Raw genomic sequence first — 15,774 nt, 5'->3', positions numbered from 1 at the left:
ACCGGTTTATGAGAAAGCTTCTAATCCTGGTGAACGAACATGGCCCGTCGCCAAGAGCCACGTGTACGCATGGTCGCACCAGTGCGTTTGTTCGGCACCGATGTGAACGGCAGGCCGTTCAACACCCAGGTAGATACGGTGGACGTCAGCCCCTCGGGGATGCATGCCGCTGGATTGACGGTGGAACCGAAGAAAGGAGACTTGATCGGGGTGCAATACCAGCAACAGCGCGCCCGATATCGCGTGCAGTGGGTTGGCGAAGCCGGCACCTATCGCGAAGGCCACATTGGCCTGCGCGCTTCCGAAAATTCACGCATCTCGTGGGGAAACATTTTCCCCGCAGGCTATCGCGATACCTACAGCGCCATCGCCATGGCAGAGTCGGCCCCGGGCATAGTTCATAGCTTCGCGGCGGAAGATTTTTCAGCAGTTCGCCGGTCTGCGCCCGTTCCCTCCGACCTGCCCGCAGGTCTGGAGAAGGCGGTTTCTGATTTGCGACGGCTGGGAGCCGGTCTTGCTGGTAGTTTCGTTGACGCCGGATTGTCGCGGTCGCTGTTGGAGCTTGTGGCGCAACTCAGTCAACTCTCGCTTTGGCTGCGCCAATCGACTGATGCCGCCGCAGCAGGGAAGTCCGTCGATCTCTCGACTCCGCTGGCGCGCTACCGAACTCGCATCATGATTCAGAACGGACGTGAGCTGCTGAACGATTTAAAAGCCTCACGCATCAGCCCGAGCAGCGAAGAAGTGCCAGCGCTGCAGCATTGCATCTCTCAGCTGGCTCTGCTCCTGCTGGATCTTGCGGCACAGTCAGCTGCCCGGCCGGATTCAGTCGTTACCTGCCATGACTCATCCGAACGCCAATAGCGCGATGCCCATGCGCTTCATTGCGCGCCAGGCGATCTTCGAGCGCAACCGGCAGGTTTTTGGTTACGAGTTGTTGTCGCGCAACGGATGGGAAAATCGCTTCTCCTTCGACGCAAAAACCGGCACTCAGCACATACTCGACAGCTCGTTCTTATTCGGTCTGGACGTGCTCTGCCACGGTCATAAGGCGTTCATTAACTGCACCCAGCACGGGCTGATCGAGGGTTTGTTTTCACTGCTGCCGCCTGAAAGTACGGTGCTGGAAATTCTTGAGAACGTGCTTCCGGAGGCCAATGTGTTGACGGCTTGCCGTTCCCTGAAGCAATCGGGCTACCCGCTGGCGCTGGATGATTTCGTGCCCCGGCCTGAACTTGAGCCCCTGATTGAGCTGGCGGACTACATCAAGATCGATTTTCGTATGCATGCTGAGGAGGATCGCGCCCATCTCGCCCGTACGTTCTCGCCTCCCGCCATCATGGTCGCGGAGAAGGTCGAGACGCGCGAGGAATTCGAATCTGCAGTCGAAATGGGCTACAGGCTCTTCCAGGGCTACTACTTCGCTAAGCCGCACATCCTGGCGCGAAGCGAAATCCCTACCGGACGGCTGAATGCGATTCGCCTGCTGAGCGCCCTGCACGAGCCAGGGTTCGATGTGGCGATGATGGAAAACATCATCAAGTCCGACGCATCTCTCTACTACCGCCTGCTGCGCTTTCTGAACTCCGCCGCTCACGGATTCGCGTTCGAGATCACCTCGATCCGCCACGCGCTTATGCTCATCGGGGAGCACACCTTTCGCAACTGGGCCAGCGTGGCGGTGTTGATGGAAGCGGCGACCGATGTTCCTTCTGATCTGGTGGTCTCGGCTTTGGTGCACGCTCGCTTCTGCGAACTGATGCATCAGGCGGTGAAGGTAAATGCGAACGACATGTTTCTTGCCGCTTTGCTGTCGCGGATCGACGCAATTTTGGGAGTGCCAAGAGCCGTGCTGGTCGCTGAACTACCTTTGTCGGAGAATATCCGGGAAGCATTACTGGAAGGAAGTAACGATATTGCTGATGCCCTGGAAATCAGCTCGCTGTACGCGTCGGGTTCATGGCAGGAATGCCTACGGCTTGCCTCTGGCTATCGCATCAGCGAGGCCGAGCTGGCAAAAATGTACCTTGCTGCCGTTCGCTGGGCGGAGCAGGCCGTCGGCCATAATGATTCTTGATAAGCGCTGCCCGGCTCGCATCGCCGGAATAGAGGCTGTCAAGCTGACTCGTAAGGAATCGAGTGAGGTAAACCCTCAGGGGTTAAAGCCCGCATGTTTCTCGGCCTGTAGGGCCGAAGCCGTGCCCTTTCAAAACCGATTTGTGACATGGCTTCTACTTTAGCCAGGTCCAGGCAGGCTCGCCCTTCTTGTCCCGTATTACCAGAGTGTTGTTGCCCTTTATGATTTCGCGCGCCAGCACAACTTCACCGGCATCGGTTTTCACCTTGGAGCCGGTGATCTCCAGTTGATCACCGCGCACCACTTCGAATCCCATCGTGTCCGTGAACGATTTGGGGCACAAACAGATCTCGTAGGTCTGCTCGCCCACTTTGACGATGAGGTGCTGGTCGCTTTTGCCATTCTCCGGGATCAGCTTGATATCCACCACCGTGGCCTTAGAAAAGTGAACTTCGGTGGCAGGATCGTACTTGGGCTTGGGCGCTTGCGCCACCGACAGCGCGCTGAAGATAGCTAGCAGAGACGCAAGAATCAGGACCGTACGCAACATTCTTAGCATGGCTACTCCTTCCGGAGCCGCCAGGAGCCGAAACCTTGCACGGCTAAGCTCAGCTAGCCGTCTGGCCGTCCGACCGCAGCGGGCAGTGCGACACTACCGTACTAGCCCACCCGCGGGCGTCGCCGGTTCCCGGGCTCAACTCCGGGGACCTTTGTCCCCAGCTAAAAGTTAGCTCTGCCGGGAGGCCCTGAAAGTGAGAAGCGTCACAGGCCGGAGTGAGCTTTTGCCAGAAGTCTCCGGAAAGCGCAGCAGGATCTCGGGCTTAGCCGGCGGTGAGTAAGCAGTGGGCATTCACCTTCGAGCCGGTCACAAGGCGTGGTGAGCCAAGTCACAGCCTCCAGGTACATCGGAGAGCACAATCGTCGGCAAACGATGCGGAGGTGGCATATGGACAGCGGCAAGCAGGAGCTCCTGGACAAGTTGAAGTTCGAACTCGCCTTCCTGGAACAAGGGGGCTATGGACGGTCGGTCCGCACTCCCTGGAAGCCGACGTCCATCTTCCAGGATTCGGTGACCTGCCTGAACTACGGCGAGCCCGATCGGCCGCACTCCTGCTCCGAGTGCATGCTCATCGATTTCGTTCCGGAACAGTTCCGAAATGAAACTGTGCCCTGCCATCACATTCCCCTCGACGCCAAGGGAAACACAGTGGAAACGCTGGACCAGGGCTACAATCAGGCCCGGTTGGAGGACGCTGTGGTCCAGTGGTTGCGCCAGGTGATCGCGCGATTGGAACGCGAATGCGGCAGCACCAAAGCGCCCCTCGCCACCTGATATTTCTTGATCGCAGGGTTGTTGAGCTCGGGTTTGTACGGCTCTGGTAAGTAATCCATTCCTCTTTGGGAGAGCAACCTGCAGGAGATTGAAATGCTCTCCAAGTGCGCCAACCCGGCATGCTTCGTTTCTTTCCGCTTTCTGCATGAAGGGAGGGTCTTCGCCGTCGATCCCCGCCCAGCCCGGCTGTCATCCGACACGGAAAATGAAGGCTGGGTCAAGCACAGAAGCGGGCCCATCGAATTCTACTGGCTATGCAGCCATTGTGCCCACGATCTCACGCTGTGCATTGAAGGAGGCCAGGTGACCACCACTCGAATCCCGCCTGGGTCAGTCAAATCCGAAATGGGCCGCCCCAATCCTGAATAGAACTGAATCCGGTTGAACTAGTGCTGGTGGCGTAAACTATCCTTCAGCGGTGGTAGGCGCTCTAGCTCTGAGAAAGGCTATGAAACGGGATTTTGCTTCGCTTAGCCCACAGGAAGCCCTTCACGTCGCCATTTTCATCGAAGAACGCAATGCCGGGCTGTACCAGCAGTTTGCCGAATTGTTTGCCGAGTTTCGTGATCCCGAGTCGCTGCAAATTGCCGATGTTTTCTGGGATATGGCGCAGGAAGAGCGGCACCACGGAACCCTGCTGCAGGAGAAATATCTCGAGCGTTACGGCACCCGCCATTGTGTTACTACGGAAGAAGACATTCGCGAGATAATTGAAGTCCCCAAACTCGAGAGTGGTGAGCTGTTTGCGATCGTGCGTTCCAACACTGCTTATTCACCCCGATACAAAGCTCTGGAAGTCGCGCTGGCAGCGGAACAGGGAGCGCAACGCTTTTACCAACGTATGGCTGCCACTACGTCTGACGAAGAGTTGCATAAACTTTACAGGGAACTGGCGGAGTTTGAAGACTCACATACCAATCTGCTGGAGCAGAAAATTTCTGCCGCCCGGCGCGCGGCCGGCAGCGAATTGGCATAATTCTTGTGCTTTTCAACATCCAACCTTTCCAGGCCACCTCGTCGGGTACCTCGGTCATCTCAACGTCAATGGAGGAATGGATGGCAAAGAAATCGTTCTGGCGTGGTCTCAGCGTTGGGATAGCTTTGGGCGCGGGGGCTGGCCTGGGTACGGTCTTGTTAATTGATCGTTTCAGCCGTCCTCGCAGGGACGTGGTGCGGCTGGAGAAGAGCTTGCAAATTGGGCTGCCCGTTCCTGAAGTCTTCGATGCCTGGATTCATCTTGAGCGCCTGCCCGCTGTCAGCGACAGCATTTGCGAGATTCGGGTAGATGGACGGCGGTCCTACTGGTCCATCGTTCTCGACGGCAAGCAATTCGGGTGGGAGGCGGAGATTGAGCAGTTCATTCCTCTGCAATCCATTGCCTGGAAATCGCTAAGCGGGCCCAAGCACACCGGCCGCATCAGCTTTGCGCCAGTAGGCAATGACACGCTGGTGCACGTCACCATGAATTACGTGCCGCCCTCGCGCTTGCTCCGTCCTTTTGCGAATGTGACCGAGGAGCACCTGGAAGAGTTCATTTCCAAGGTGCTGCGGGATTTTAAAGCCTCGCTGGAAGGGAAGGGCAAAGACACAGATGGTGGCGGCTCACAGGCTCGTCGCGGACAATCGGGTGTAACACCAATGCGCCCTGCCCCGCGCTCGGTCGATGACGCTGCTTCGACCTCAGAACAGAACAGCGCCTGAAGATCGCGCGCGGACAACGACATCTGTAAGTCATGGCCAATGGGATAAAATCGCCCGCATGTCTGTTGGGGTGAGCCTCCCACCACCACCGGTTGCGCGTCCGCGTGTTCGCGGCATCCCTGGCAAGAATTTCCTTATTCTGCTGCTGGCGATTTTTGCGGCTGTACTGGTGTGGTCGGCAATCCGCCCGTACAACTACTTCACCTGGTTTCTTGAAGTGGTGCCGGCGCTGATTGCTCTGCCGATCCTGCTGTTCACGTACCGCCGCTTTCCCTTAACCCGGCTGGTTTATGTGCTCATTCTCTGCCAGGCGCTGATCCTGCTGGTGGGCGGACATTACACCTACGCTCGCGAGCCGGTGTTCGGCTGGATTCGCGATCACTGGCATCTGAGCCGCAACTACTACGATCGCGTTGGTCACTTCGCGCAGGGGCTGGTTCCTGCATTTGTGGCGCGTGAAATTTTGATCCGCAAGCAGGTCGTAAAACGCGGACCGTGGCTGTTCTTCATCGTGGTTTCGATCTGCCTCGCGATCAGCGCGGCTTATGAGTTGTTCGAGTGGCGGGTGGCTGTGGCCACCGGATCGGCCGCCAATGATTTTCTCGGAACCCAGGGCGACCCCTGGGATACGCAGGAAGACATGGCGACGGCTTTAGTCGGAGCCATCGTTGGCCTAGTGACGCTTTCTCGAGTTCACGATCACCAGTTATCCGAGACACCTTGATCGGGTCAGATCCGTGCTCAGAATTTTCCAAACCGAGTCCGCTAGTCACATTGCCGAGGCCCGCGAGCTCTTTCTGGAATATGCCAACTCGCTGGGTTTCAGTCTCTGCTTCCAGAGTTTCGAGCAGGAATTAGCCGAGCTTCCGGGCAAATACGCTCCGCCTCAAGGACGTTTGCTGCTGGCCCAACTCGATGACCGCACCGCCGGTTGCGTGGGTATGCGTCCGCTCGAGCCCGGTCTGTGCGAAATGAAGCGGCTCTATGTGCGGCGGGATTTTCGCGGCAACGGCATTGGGCGCGCCCTGGCGGAAGTTCTCATCGCGCAGGCTCAGGCCATCGGATACGGGCGCATGCGCCTCGACACGGTCGAGTCCATGATGGGCCCGGCGGTCGCGATGTATCGTGCCCTCGGCTTCTATGAGATCCCGCCCTACACCGCCAACCCCGTCGAAGGCGCCACTTTCATGGAACTGGACCTGCAGTCCTATATGGTGAACAGATGACGAATGCAACGGTCCTCCGCATTTTCATTTTGGTTGTGAGCTTCGTTCTATGCTCGCAGTCGCTCGTGGCCGCTGAAGGTAAGCAGGTCTCCTACAAGAGCGGAGACGAGACCGTCAGCGGCATGCTTTACTCGCCATCCGGAAAAGGGCCATTTCCGGCGCTGGTGGTGATCCACGAATGGTGGGGCTTGAATGACTGGGTCAAGCAGCAGGCGGCGGAGCTAGCCGATCAGGGTTATGTGACTCTGGCGCTCGATCTCTATCGCGGCAAGGTGGCGATGACGTCCGACGAGGCGCACGAGATCATGCGTGGCGTTCCGCAGGACCGCGCAACACGGGACCTGCTGGCGGCGTCGGCGTATTTGCGTTCGCTGAATAATGTGGACAAAACCCGTGTCGGCGCGATTGGGTGGTGCATGGGCGGCGGCTATGCGCTCGATCTTGCGCTGAATGATCCGCAACTCAAAGCTGTGGTGATCAACTATGGCCATCTAGCCACCCAGCCCGAGACTCTGAGCAAGATTCACGCGCATGTGCTGGGGATCTTCGGCGGCAAGGATCGCGGGATCCCGGCGGACGACGTACACAAGTTCGAAGAGCAGCTCAAGGCGCAGGGGAAGACGGTTGAGATCGCGATTTTCCCGGAAGCCGGACACGCTTTCGAAAATCCCAACAACACCGCAGGCTATCGGGCGGATGACGCTGCTGCTGCGCGGAAGAAGACGGTGGCGTTTCTGGAAGCGAATCTCAAGAAGTAGGATTTCAGGATCGGGTTAGTGCTTCGATCCCACCCTTCGCTGCGCTCAGGATGACTGAGTGAGCGATCGCGCTCCCCGCGCACTTTCGTAACTCGCTGTTTTTGGGCGTCTGAAAAAATCTATTGCGCGAGGGTTTGTATTCTGGTTACTATTCAGCACCCCCAGGAAATTATTTCCGCCTTCACTATGAATATAGGCGAGACCATACGCAACTACCGCCTGCAAAAAGCCCTTTCGCAAGGCGACATTGAAAAGCGCACGGGCCTTTTGCGGTGCTATCTCTCCCGCGTCGAAAACGGGCACACGATTCCTTCCTTGGACACGCTGGCCAAAATCGCCAATGCCATGGATCTTCCTCTGGCCCAGTTTTTCTCCGTCGGGGAGCACGACAACGGCTCCAAGAATCTGCCCCAGCTTAGCGACGACCAGGTGCGTTTCCTGAACCAGGTGCGCCGCTACTCCGCCGCACTCAACGAGAGCGACCGCAAGCTGGTGTTGCAGATGGTAAAGAAGATGGCTGCCAGTACCGGCAAATAGCTGAAAATTTGGCCGCGGCTGGCATAAACGTCCTGTTTTGTTCTTCGCCCGGTGTTAGATCCAACCGGTTTGCGCGCGCACTTTAGGACAGCGACTACGGAGGGATGACACCAGGCCCCCGCCCGCTGGAAACTTGATCTGAAAATCTGGCCCGGTTACCCGGTAATCCTTCCTCCCCTTGCGAGGTTCTCTTGACGGTCGACGAAGAACTGAATCTTCTCGACGACAACCTGCGCCGGTTGAAGATCGAGTACGACGTCTACTTTGGCGGCGGGTCGAAGCGTCCACCCCAGGATCTGGAGTGGCGCGTCCAAAGCCTCCTCAAGAAGTACGGTGACTCCAAGCGGCTCAAGTACGCCCAGCGTTTCCGCTATAACGCCATGGCCCAGCGGTATGCCATTTTCAGTGATCTGTGGCGGCAGAAGCTGAAGGTCAAGGAAGAAGGCTACCGCCGACCGCAGGACGCACTGCTGGCGATCCAGGGGTTGCGCGCGGAACAGCAGCATGCGGCCGAGCGTGCCCTCGAGGGCCGGACGGCCGAGGAAAACTCGCGTGCCACTTTTGCCCTGGAGCAGGCGGATGCCGAGAAGGTTCGTCCGCTGTTCAGCGCGCTCAAGCAGGCGCGTCAGAAAGCCAACATCGCCGACACGGCCAGCTTCGAATCCTTCCAAAGCTTCGTGCAGAAGAAGACTGAGGAGATCCAGAAAAAGTTCGGCTGCAAATCGGTGGAATTCGAAGTCGAGATGCAGAACGGCGAAGTCAAGCTCAAGGCCCGCCCGAAAACCGCCTGAGTAAAGAGCTTCAGGTTTCGCCCATTCTAAAATCATTCTCCTGTGACCCCCATCACTTCGGCTTCGCTGCCTGCTAGTATTGACTGCAGGCTCGTTCGAGCTGCCCTGGACCCAAATCCGCGGAAGGAATGTCATGGCCAAAGTACAGCGCGCTCTGCTGAGCGTCACCGATAAGACTGGCATCGTCGATTTTGCCCGCCAACTCTCTGGAATGGGTGTGGAGCTGATTTCTACCGGGGGCACCGCCAAGCTGCTGCGCGATTCCGGTATCACTGTCAAAGACATCTCACAGGTGACTGGGTTCCCTGAAATGCTGGATGGGCGGGTCAAGACCCTGCACCCGAAGGTGCACGGCGGCATCCTGCATATGCGCGCTAATCCGGAGCATCGTGCCACCGTCGCCGAGCACGACATCCCACCGATCGACATGGTAGTGGTGAACCTGTACGCCTTCGAAAAGACCGCGGCCAAGGCCGGCGCGCGGCTGGACGAGATCATCGAGAACATCGATATCGGCGGGCCTTCCATGATCCGCTCGGCGGCCAAGAACTTTCAGGATGTGGCAGTGGTGACATCACCCAAGGATTACGCGGCGCTGATCGAGGAATTGAAAGCTCGGGGGGGCGATCTGTCCCGCGAAACGCTCTGGAAACTGGCGCAGAAGGCATTTTCCACGACTGCGGCCTACGATTCCGCGATTGCTTCCACGCTGGAGCGCATCAGCGTGAACGGCTCAGTGGAGTTTCGCGAGAAGGAAGATTTCCCGCAGGTTCTGCGGCTCAGCTACAAGAAGGTGATGGACCTCCGCTACGGGGAGAATCCTCACCAGAAAGCCGCCATGTATGCGGACAACTCGGATGCGGGCATTGCTCACGCTTGCCAGCTGCAGGGCAAGGAGCTGTCATATAACAACATCGTGGATCTGGAGGCTTGCTGGGATCTCGCGCAGGAGTTCGAAGTGCCCGCCTGTACCATCATCAAGCACACCAATCCCTGTGGCACGGCGACTGGAACCAGTCTGCTGGAGGCTTATCAAAAAGCGCTGGAGTGCGATCCGGTGTCGGCTTTCGGCGGCGTTATCGGCGTCAACCGACCGGTCGACGGGGAGACGGCGGCGGAGATGGCCAAGTTGTTTGTGGAGGCGATCGCCGCGCCCGGCTTCGACCAGTCTGCGCGTGAGAAATTCGCTGCCAAGAAGAACTTGCGGCTGGTGGAAGTTGTGCCTGCCCCGGCCGGACGTGTAGTGAAGAACATCTCGGGTGGCCTGCTGATGCAGGATGCCGACGTTCGACCTTTAACCGGTACCGATCTGCGGGTAGTCACCGAACGTAAGCCGACTGCGGAGGAGATGCGGGCTCTCAAATTCGCCTGGATCGTCTGCAAGCACGTCAAGTCGAACGCCATTGTCTATGCCCGTGATGGCCAGACGGTAGGTGTGGGCGCAGGGCAGATGAGCCGCGTCGATTCGTGCAAAATCGGCGCCATGAAGGCTGTTCTCCCTCTGAAAGGAACCGTGGCAGCGTCCGACGCTTTCTTTCCCTTTTCCGACGGAGTGGAGGAAATAGCACGCCAGGGCGCAACGGCTATCATTCAGCCCGGGGGCTCGGTGCGCGATCAGGAGGTTATCGATGCTGCCAACCGCCTTGGGCTAGCCATGGTATTGACGGGGCTGCGTCACTTCCGGCACTGAATGGCTTGACCAAATCAAAGGTTTGGAAATACCGCAAGCTCAATCTTTGTTGGATCGCCTCGACGGTGACATAACCCGAGATCTTTAATTATTACGGAAGTGAGAGCTAATAGCTCGTATCCGTCGAAAGCAGCGTAAAATAGGGTTGCACTTACCCGTGGGGTTCGGCATCCAACTGATGGGCCCTTTTTGAGCCTGGGGATTTCATGAAGAACATAAAGTCTGTATTCGTACTTCTTACGGCCCTCTCTTTGGCTGCTTTTGCGCAAACTGTACCCCAGCAAGATAATCCGACGCCGACAGTAAGTACTCCAGCAGCCGAAAATGCGGGAAGAACCGCACCGTCTTCCCCTGGAACTCAGCGGAATTCCAATCGCGCCAACGCCTATTATCACTACACGCTCGCTCACATGTACGAAGAGCTGTTTGCCATCTACCAGAGCAACGACTGGGCGAGCAAGGCGATTGAGGAATACCGGCTGGCCATCGAGAACGATCCCGGTTCCGAATATCTGAATTCTGGTCTGGCAGAACTCTATGCCAGGACTGGCCGGATCCGCGATGCGGTCAACGAAGCGCAGGACATCATCAAGCGGGATCCCAACAATCTGGAAGCTCGCAAACTGCTCGGGCGTATCTACTTGCGCAGCCTGGGTGATTTGCAGTCGGGATCTCAATCTAACGAGGTCCTGCGGCGCGCTATTGAGCAGTACGAAAAGATCGTCCAAATCGAGCCTTCCAACATTGATAACCACCTGTTGCTCGGTCGTCTCTATCGCGCCAATAACGACATGTTGAAGGCGGAGAGTGAATTCAAGACCGCTGTGGAACTGCAGCCGGGTTCCGAGGAAGCCGTCACCATGCTTGCCTACCTCTACAACGAGGAGGGCGATTCCAAGCGCGCTACCCAGGTTCTGAATTCCATTCCCGACTCGGAGCGTTCGGGAAAAGTTTATTCCGCGCTCGGATTCACATACGAGCAGCAAAAAGACTACAAGAACGCTATCGCCGCCTACCGGAAAGCCACGGAAGACGACAAGGACAACCTGGAGGCCCAGCGCGGGCTGGCCCAAAACCTGCTGAATGACAACCAGACCGACGCCGCCCTGGAACAATACAAGGCCATCGCGGAGGCCGATCCGCACGATGCTCAGAGCTACATGCACATTGCGGAAATCTACCGCCGCTCTGGCAAGTACGACCAGGCGTTGGAAGCCCTGAAAAAAGCCGGGGCTGAAGTTCCCGACTCCGTCGAGATCCCGTACAACCTGGCGGTGATCTATCAGTCTCAGGGCAATTTCGAGGAAGCAACCAAGCTGTTGCAGGATCTGATCAAGAAAACGGAGAAACCTGAAGGCAGCTATCAGCCCGGGGATCGTAACAATCGCGCCGTTTTCCTGGAGCGACTGGGCGCCATCTACCGTGACGAGAACAAAACCGATCTGGCAGCCGATACTTTCCGCCAGATGCTGTCACTGGGTGACGAAAATGCGTCCCGCGGATATCAGCAGATTATCGACACGTATCGGGAAGGCAAGCAGTGGGACAAGGCTACTGCTGTGGCCAAAGAAGCCACTGCGAAGTACCCCAATGACCGTAGCCTGAAATTCGGGTTTGCAATGCAATTAGCGGATCAGGGGCAGGCCGACACTGCGATCGCCCAGGTCAAGTCAGTACTCAAAGGCACGCCAGAGGACCGCGATGCCTACATGACTCTCGGCCAGATCTATAGCCGCCTCAAACGCTGGCCGGAAGCCGAGCAGGCCCTAGCGAAGGCTAACGAGCTTTCGACCAAGCCGGAGGAGAAGGATTACGCCAACTTCATGCTGGCCTCGGTATATGAACGGCAAAAGAAATACGACCAGGCCGAGGACTTATTCAAGAAGCTTCTGGCGCACGATCCCAACAATGCCGGCGCGCTCAACTATCTCGGCTACATGCTCGCCGACCGCGGCACTCGGCTGGAGGAAGCTCTGGGTTATGTCAAGCGTGCTGTTCAGCTCGAGCCGCAGAATGGGGCTTACATTGATTCCCTGGGATGGGCTTATTTCAAGCTGGGACGGTACGATCTCGCCGAAGAGAACCTGCGCAAGGCGAATGAACGCGTCAACAACGATCCCACTGTGCTGTCCCACCTGGGTGAACTCTTCCAGAAGACAGATCGCCTGAAGCTGGCTGCGGCTTACTGGGAGAGGGCCCTGGAGGAATGGAACAAATCCGTGCCCGCGGATGTGGACACGACGGAAGTCTCGCGGGTGCAGAAGAATCTAGATGCGGCCCGCGTCAAGCTGGCTCGTGAAAACGCAGGCCAGAACCAGAATTCAAAATAAGGAAGAAGTGGGATCGGGTGAAGTCACCGGCGTGGGCCGTGTGTGCGATCCCATTGCGCGTGGAGGGACCTGCTTTTTCTTATCCGACCAGCCGGGTTCCAATCTGGTAGACCGCCAACGCGGCGCCATACGCCAGCAGAGTCATATAGAGGAACTGAATTGCGGGCCAGCGCCAGCTATTCGTTTCCCGCCGCACGACCGCCAGGGTCGAGGTGCACTGCATGGCGAAGGCGAAGAACACCAATAGCGCCATCGCACCCGCGAGCGACAACTCGCTATGCAGCGCCTGCTGCAGGCTGGCCGACTGTTGAGCGGGGTCAAGCCCGTTCAGCGTGCCCAGCGTGCTGATGATTACTTCGCGTGCGGCGATGGAGGTAACCAGTCCCACTCCGATTTTCCAGTTGAAACCCAACGGTCGGATGGCCGGTTCCATGGCCCGCCCAAACTGCGCGACGACGCTGTTCTGGATCTGCGGCGGCTGACCGTGCTGGAGCGGTAAATGAGTCAGCCCCCAAAGCATCAGGGAAACGGCCAGGATCACTGTACCCGCGCGGACCAGGAAAGCCCGCGAGCGATCAAACAGCCGTAATCCGAGCGACTGCAGCGTCGGCCAGCGGTAGGCCGGCATTTCCAGAATGAATTGCGATTCACGGCTCTGGAGAATCGAAGATTTCAAGATCCTCGCCGTCACTACCGCGGCCAGAAATCCCAGCACGTAGAGACCGAGCATGGCGGTAGCTCGCGCCCCCAGCAGCGGACCCAAGATGCGGTGATCTGGAATGAAGGCTGCAATCACCATGGTGTACACGGGCAGGCGCGCCGAGCAGGTCATGAAGGGCGCAATCAGAATGGTGGCGATGCGGTCACGCTTGTCTTCGATGGTGCGTGTGGCCATGATCGCTGGAACCGCGCACGCATAGGCAGAAAGCAGCGGAATAAATGCTTTGCCATTCAGGCCGACTTTTTTCATGGTGCGGTCTGCTATGACAGCGGCTCGCGCCAGGTAGCCGGAGTCTTCCAGTACTCCGATGACTAGAAACAGGAGAACAATCTGCGGCAGAAAAATAAGAACCGAGGTCACACCTTTCCAGGCGCCATCGACCACTAACGATCGAAGCCAGCCGCCTGCCAGATATCCACCCAGACTTTGTCCAAGCGAATCGAGCAAGTTGCGCAACCCGTCGGACAGCGGTTGCCCGAGGGTGAAAATGCACTGAAACACTCCGATAACTACAGCCAGGAATACGAGTGGCCCGGCATAGGGGTGCAGGAACACCGCATCCAGCCGCCGACCCCAAACAGAGGGAACTGGCCGCCGGTAACACGAACCCTTGGCCACGCGCGCCGCCCATTCACGGCATCGGGGCAGGTCATTGAGTACGGGCAGAGTCGCTGGCGCCGGCAAAGCTGTCCTCGACGAGACAAAATTCTGCACCACGTCGATGCCCTCGCCTCGGGCCGCAGCGATCAGCGCCACGGGTGTGCCGAGTTGGCGTGCCAATGCCAGGACGTCCAGCGTTCCGCCTTGCGCGGTGAGCGCATCGGCCAGGTTCAGCAGGACCAATGTCGGCAGTCCCAGAGCAATTACCCGCGCTGCCAGTACCAAATGGCGATTAAGGTTGGTGGAATCCAGGATGAGCACGATGGCATCTGGGCGGGGAGTGCCCGCCATCCTGCCCTCAAGCACGTCGATTGTTACCCGCTCGTCTTCTGATTTGGGGGACAGGCTGTAGATGCCGGGCAGGTCGATGACCGCGATCTCCTCGCCCTGCCGATTGCGCAGATAGCCCACATGGTGCTCGACGGTGACCCCCGGGAAGTTTGCGACCTTCTGGCGGAGTCCGGTCAGACGATTGAACAACGTGGTTTTGCCGGAATTGGGTGGACCTACGACCGCAATCGAGCGAATTCGGGGAGTGACCGCGGGAACGGCCTCCGCCGGATCGGCTACGGACGGGGCTTCCCCCAGCGCCATCTCGGCTGTGCTCACGGCTCATCGCCTTCTGCGTTGGCCACAAGACGCAAGCCGGAAATTCGCTGAGAAGTTTCGCGCCGCAGAGCTACGTGGCCGCCATCGACACAAAAAACCCGGGGGTCGCCGCCGGGTGCGCTTTTGCCCGCCACCACTTCAACACCCGGGATAAAGCCCAGGCACATCAATCGTTCGGCTACGGCCTCGGGCAACTCCAGCCCAGAAACGACCGCCCGCTCACCTTCGTCCAACTCCGCCAACCGGATCGACTCGCCCTCTGTCATGGAATGATTGCCTTTGCGCCTTTGCTAAGAATTCTTTAAGAAATTGAAAATCATTTTCAATATCAACATTCTACCTGCCGATTTATTCCGCGCTGTTACACAAATCACAGTTTCTTGTGACTACTGCCCGATGTGGGAAATGCAGACCCGTGCCGGCAGAGCTACGGGCTTCTTATCTTTCCTGGGAGAGATTCTCGATTAAGTCTTAGCTACTGCAGTCAAACGGCCCTTGGTCTCCAAAGCGCGGCTTCGCCGAAAGTCTTGCCACTGCAGAACGATGTCGGCGAGCGGAATCGCACACGCCACGCAGACCCAGACCACGGTTTCAGCCGCAGCTGTGCCCAGCTTTTCCCATCCCGTCAGGCCAAGGATTACCCGCACTTCGAGGAACACGATGGCGACGGCGTAGCTGCGCGTCATCCACTGGCGGTGCAGCTGAATTTTGCGGCGAAGCGCAAAGGAGAGGGCGATAGCGGTAGTAGTCCCCCAGAGAATGGCGTCCACGGCAGCCGCCACGCTGAAGGAGCGTGGCTCTCCCATGCGCTCCTCAAAGTACTGGATGTAGAAACCGAGCGGCGCCGCGATCAGCGCCCCTGCCACGTAGATGCGGCCAATCACCCGATGCAGCCCAATGAAGCGCTGCCTTAGCCGATCAGAGAATTGCATGGGGCCCAGCAGCAGGGCGCACGCTCCTGCCAGACCGTGGGGCAAGAGCCACCACTTGAACGGGTGATAGTGATTCCAGACCGGGTCCTTGGAATCGATGAGGAATCGCTCATTGTGAAACAACACATAAACCATCATCAATGCGATGAGGGTGAATACAACGCTCTTCCAGCGGAACCGCACTGCACGTTCGAGCGGCACAGAAATGGTCGCCATGGTGTGATCCTGAATTGTGATTGGGGAGTATGTCGAACTGGCCGGGGCCTTTAGGTTTGAACTATACCGCACCGGGGAGGACAAGGACAGCAAATCAAACCGCCCACGGGAGTTTTGCTTTTTGGAGGGTTACGACATTACAGATTGCGGAAGTCACTTTGGGAGCGACAGATCGCCTCAGGGGCCTAAAGAG

At 57.9% G+C, this 15,774-nt stretch carries 16 protein-coding genes; 12 read left to right on the top strand and 4 right to left on the bottom strand.

Annotated elements, in window-relative coordinates; genetic code table 11:
• Nucleotides 1–39: 39 nt before the first annotated feature.
• Both VEG30_01550 and VEG30_01545 read left to right on the top strand, forming a co-directional pair.
• Entirely contained in the window at nt 40–864 is an 825-nt protein-coding gene (locus tag VEG30_01550) for a hypothetical protein (protein ID HXZ78582.1), read from the top strand.
• Nucleotides 842–2,077 (top strand): HDOD domain-containing protein, encoded by a 1,236-nt coding sequence (locus tag VEG30_01545; protein ID HXZ78581.1) that lies wholly within the window; start codon nt 842–844, stop codon nt 2,075–2,077. Before VEG30_01550 ends, VEG30_01545 begins: the two co-directional genes overlap by 23 nt.
• Before the next feature lie 154 nt (nt 2,078–2,231).
• Here VEG30_01545 and VEG30_01540 read toward each other — a convergent pair whose 3' ends face one another.
• A complete protein-coding gene (locus VEG30_01540; GenBank protein ID HXZ78580.1) occupies nt 2,232–2,627 on the bottom strand; it encodes a hypothetical protein in 396 nt (131 codons plus the stop codon).
• A 396-nt stretch (nt 2,628–3,023) separates the two neighbouring features.
• Between VEG30_01540 and VEG30_01535 the strand changes: the two genes are divergently transcribed.
• The 10 genes from VEG30_01535 (at nt 3,024) to VEG30_01490 (ending at nt 12,443) form a co-directional block, all read left to right on the top strand.
• A complete protein-coding gene (locus VEG30_01535; GenBank protein HXZ78579.1) occupies nt 3,024–3,410 on the top strand; it encodes a hypothetical protein in 387 nt (128 codons plus the stop codon).
• Between the two features lie 448 nt (nt 3,411–3,858).
• The gene (locus VEG30_01530) at nt 3,859–4,386 is read left to right on the top strand and encodes a ferritin family protein (GenBank protein HXZ78578.1); all 528 of its coding nucleotides are present in this window, start codon (nt 3,859–3,861) and stop codon (nt 4,384–4,386) included.
• 80 nt (nt 4,387–4,466) lie between these two features.
• A complete protein-coding gene (locus tag VEG30_01525) occupies nt 4,467–5,111 on the top strand; it encodes an SRPBCC family protein (protein ID HXZ78577.1) in 645 nt (214 codons plus the stop codon).
• 58 nt (nt 5,112–5,169) lie between these two features.
• Entirely contained in the window at nt 5,170–5,835 is a 666-nt protein-coding gene (locus VEG30_01520; protein ID HXZ78576.1) for a DUF2238 domain-containing protein, read from the top strand.
• 13 nt (nt 5,836–5,848) lie between these two features.
• On the top strand, nt 5,849–6,337 hold the full coding sequence (locus VEG30_01515) for a GNAT family N-acetyltransferase (protein HXZ78575.1): 489 nt from the start codon (nt 5,849–5,851) through the stop codon (nt 6,335–6,337).
• Entirely contained in the window at nt 6,334–7,095 is a 762-nt protein-coding gene (locus VEG30_01510; protein HXZ78574.1) for a dienelactone hydrolase family protein, read from the top strand. The genes VEG30_01515 and VEG30_01510 overlap by 4 nt, the downstream gene beginning before the upstream one ends.
• A 186-nt stretch (nt 7,096–7,281) precedes the next feature.
• A complete protein-coding gene (locus VEG30_01505) occupies nt 7,282–7,632 on the top strand; it encodes a helix-turn-helix transcriptional regulator (GenBank protein ID HXZ78573.1) in 351 nt (116 codons plus the stop codon).
• Between the two features lie 191 nt (nt 7,633–7,823).
• The gene (locus VEG30_01500) at nt 7,824–8,423 is read left to right on the top strand and encodes an MXAN_5187 C-terminal domain-containing protein (protein HXZ78572.1); all 600 of its coding nucleotides are present in this window, start codon (nt 7,824–7,826) and stop codon (nt 8,421–8,423) included.
• Between the two features lie 133 nt (nt 8,424–8,556).
• Nucleotides 8,557–10,113 (top strand): bifunctional phosphoribosylaminoimidazolecarboxamide formyltransferase/IMP cyclohydrolase, encoded by a 1,557-nt coding sequence (purH, locus tag VEG30_01495; GenBank protein HXZ78571.1) that lies wholly within the window; start codon nt 8,557–8,559, stop codon nt 10,111–10,113.
• Between the two features lie 206 nt (nt 10,114–10,319).
• Nucleotides 10,320–12,443 (top strand): tetratricopeptide repeat protein, encoded by a 2,124-nt coding sequence (locus VEG30_01490; GenBank protein ID HXZ78570.1) that lies wholly within the window; start codon nt 10,320–10,322, stop codon nt 12,441–12,443.
• Nucleotides 12,444–12,522: 79 nt separating this feature from the next.
• Here the strand turns inward: VEG30_01490 and feoB are convergent, their stop codons facing one another.
• The 3 genes from feoB to VEG30_01475 form a co-directional block, all read right to left on the bottom strand.
• Nucleotides 12,523–14,433: a ferrous iron transport protein B gene (gene feoB / locus VEG30_01485; GenBank protein ID HXZ78569.1), complete on the bottom strand. Its 1,911-nt coding sequence runs from the start codon at nt 14,431–14,433 to the stop codon at nt 12,523–12,525.
• Nucleotides 14,430–14,699: a FeoA family protein gene (locus VEG30_01480; GenBank protein HXZ78568.1), complete on the bottom strand. Its 270-nt coding sequence runs from the start codon at nt 14,697–14,699 to the stop codon at nt 14,430–14,432. The genes feoB and VEG30_01480 overlap by 4 nt, the downstream gene beginning before the upstream one ends.
• A 198-nt stretch (nt 14,700–14,897) precedes the next feature.
• Nucleotides 14,898–15,581 (bottom strand): DUF2306 domain-containing protein, encoded by a 684-nt coding sequence (locus VEG30_01475; GenBank protein ID HXZ78567.1) that lies wholly within the window; start codon nt 15,579–15,581, stop codon nt 14,898–14,900.
• Between the last annotated feature and the right edge of the window lie 193 nt (nt 15,582–15,774).

Source organism: Terriglobales bacterium, from assembly GCA_035624455.1.
Taxonomy (GTDB): Bacteria; Acidobacteriota; Terriglobia; order Terriglobales; family Acidobacteriaceae; genus DASPRM01.
Note: the sequence above shows the minus strand (reverse complement) of the source record. Positions and strands in the feature narration are given on the sequence as shown.

Excerpts from the sequence above, each read along its gene's own strand:
- VEG30_01520 (HXZ78576.1), top strand. The coding sequence starts at position 5,170 with ATGTCTGTTGGGGTGAGCCTCCCACCACCACCGGTTGCGCGTCCGCGT.
- purH (HXZ78571.1), top strand. The coding sequence starts at position 8,557 with ATGGCCAAAGTACAGCGCGCTCTGCTGAGCGTCACCGATAAGACTGGC.
- VEG30_01490 (HXZ78570.1), top strand. The coding sequence starts at position 10,320 with ATGAAGAACATAAAGTCTGTATTCGTACTTCTTACGGCCCTCTCTTTG.
- VEG30_01535 (HXZ78579.1), top strand. The coding sequence starts at position 3,024 with ATGGACAGCGGCAAGCAGGAGCTCCTGGACAAGTTGAAGTTCGAACTC.
- VEG30_01525 (HXZ78577.1), top strand. The coding sequence starts at position 4,467 with ATGGCAAAGAAATCGTTCTGGCGTGGTCTCAGCGTTGGGATAGCTTTG.
- VEG30_01480 (HXZ78568.1), bottom strand. The coding sequence starts at position 14,699 with ATGACAGAGGGCGAGTCGATCCGGTTGGCGGAGTTGGACGAAGGTGAG.
- VEG30_01550 (HXZ78582.1), top strand. The coding sequence starts at position 40 with ATGGCCCGTCGCCAAGAGCCACGTGTACGCATGGTCGCACCAGTGCGT.
- VEG30_01530 (HXZ78578.1), top strand. The coding sequence starts at position 3,859 with ATGAAACGGGATTTTGCTTCGCTTAGCCCACAGGAAGCCCTTCACGTC.
- VEG30_01505 (HXZ78573.1), top strand. The coding sequence starts at position 7,282 with ATGAATATAGGCGAGACCATACGCAACTACCGCCTGCAAAAAGCCCTT.
- VEG30_01510 (HXZ78574.1), top strand. The coding sequence starts at position 6,334 with ATGACGAATGCAACGGTCCTCCGCATTTTCATTTTGGTTGTGAGCTTC.
- VEG30_01475 (HXZ78567.1), bottom strand. The coding sequence starts at position 15,581 with ATGGCGACCATTTCTGTGCCGCTCGAACGTGCAGTGCGGTTCCGCTGG.
- VEG30_01545 (HXZ78581.1), top strand. The coding sequence starts at position 842 with ATGACTCATCCGAACGCCAATAGCGCGATGCCCATGCGCTTCATTGCG.
- VEG30_01540 (HXZ78580.1), bottom strand. The coding sequence starts at position 2,627 with ATGTTGCGTACGGTCCTGATTCTTGCGTCTCTGCTAGCTATCTTCAGC.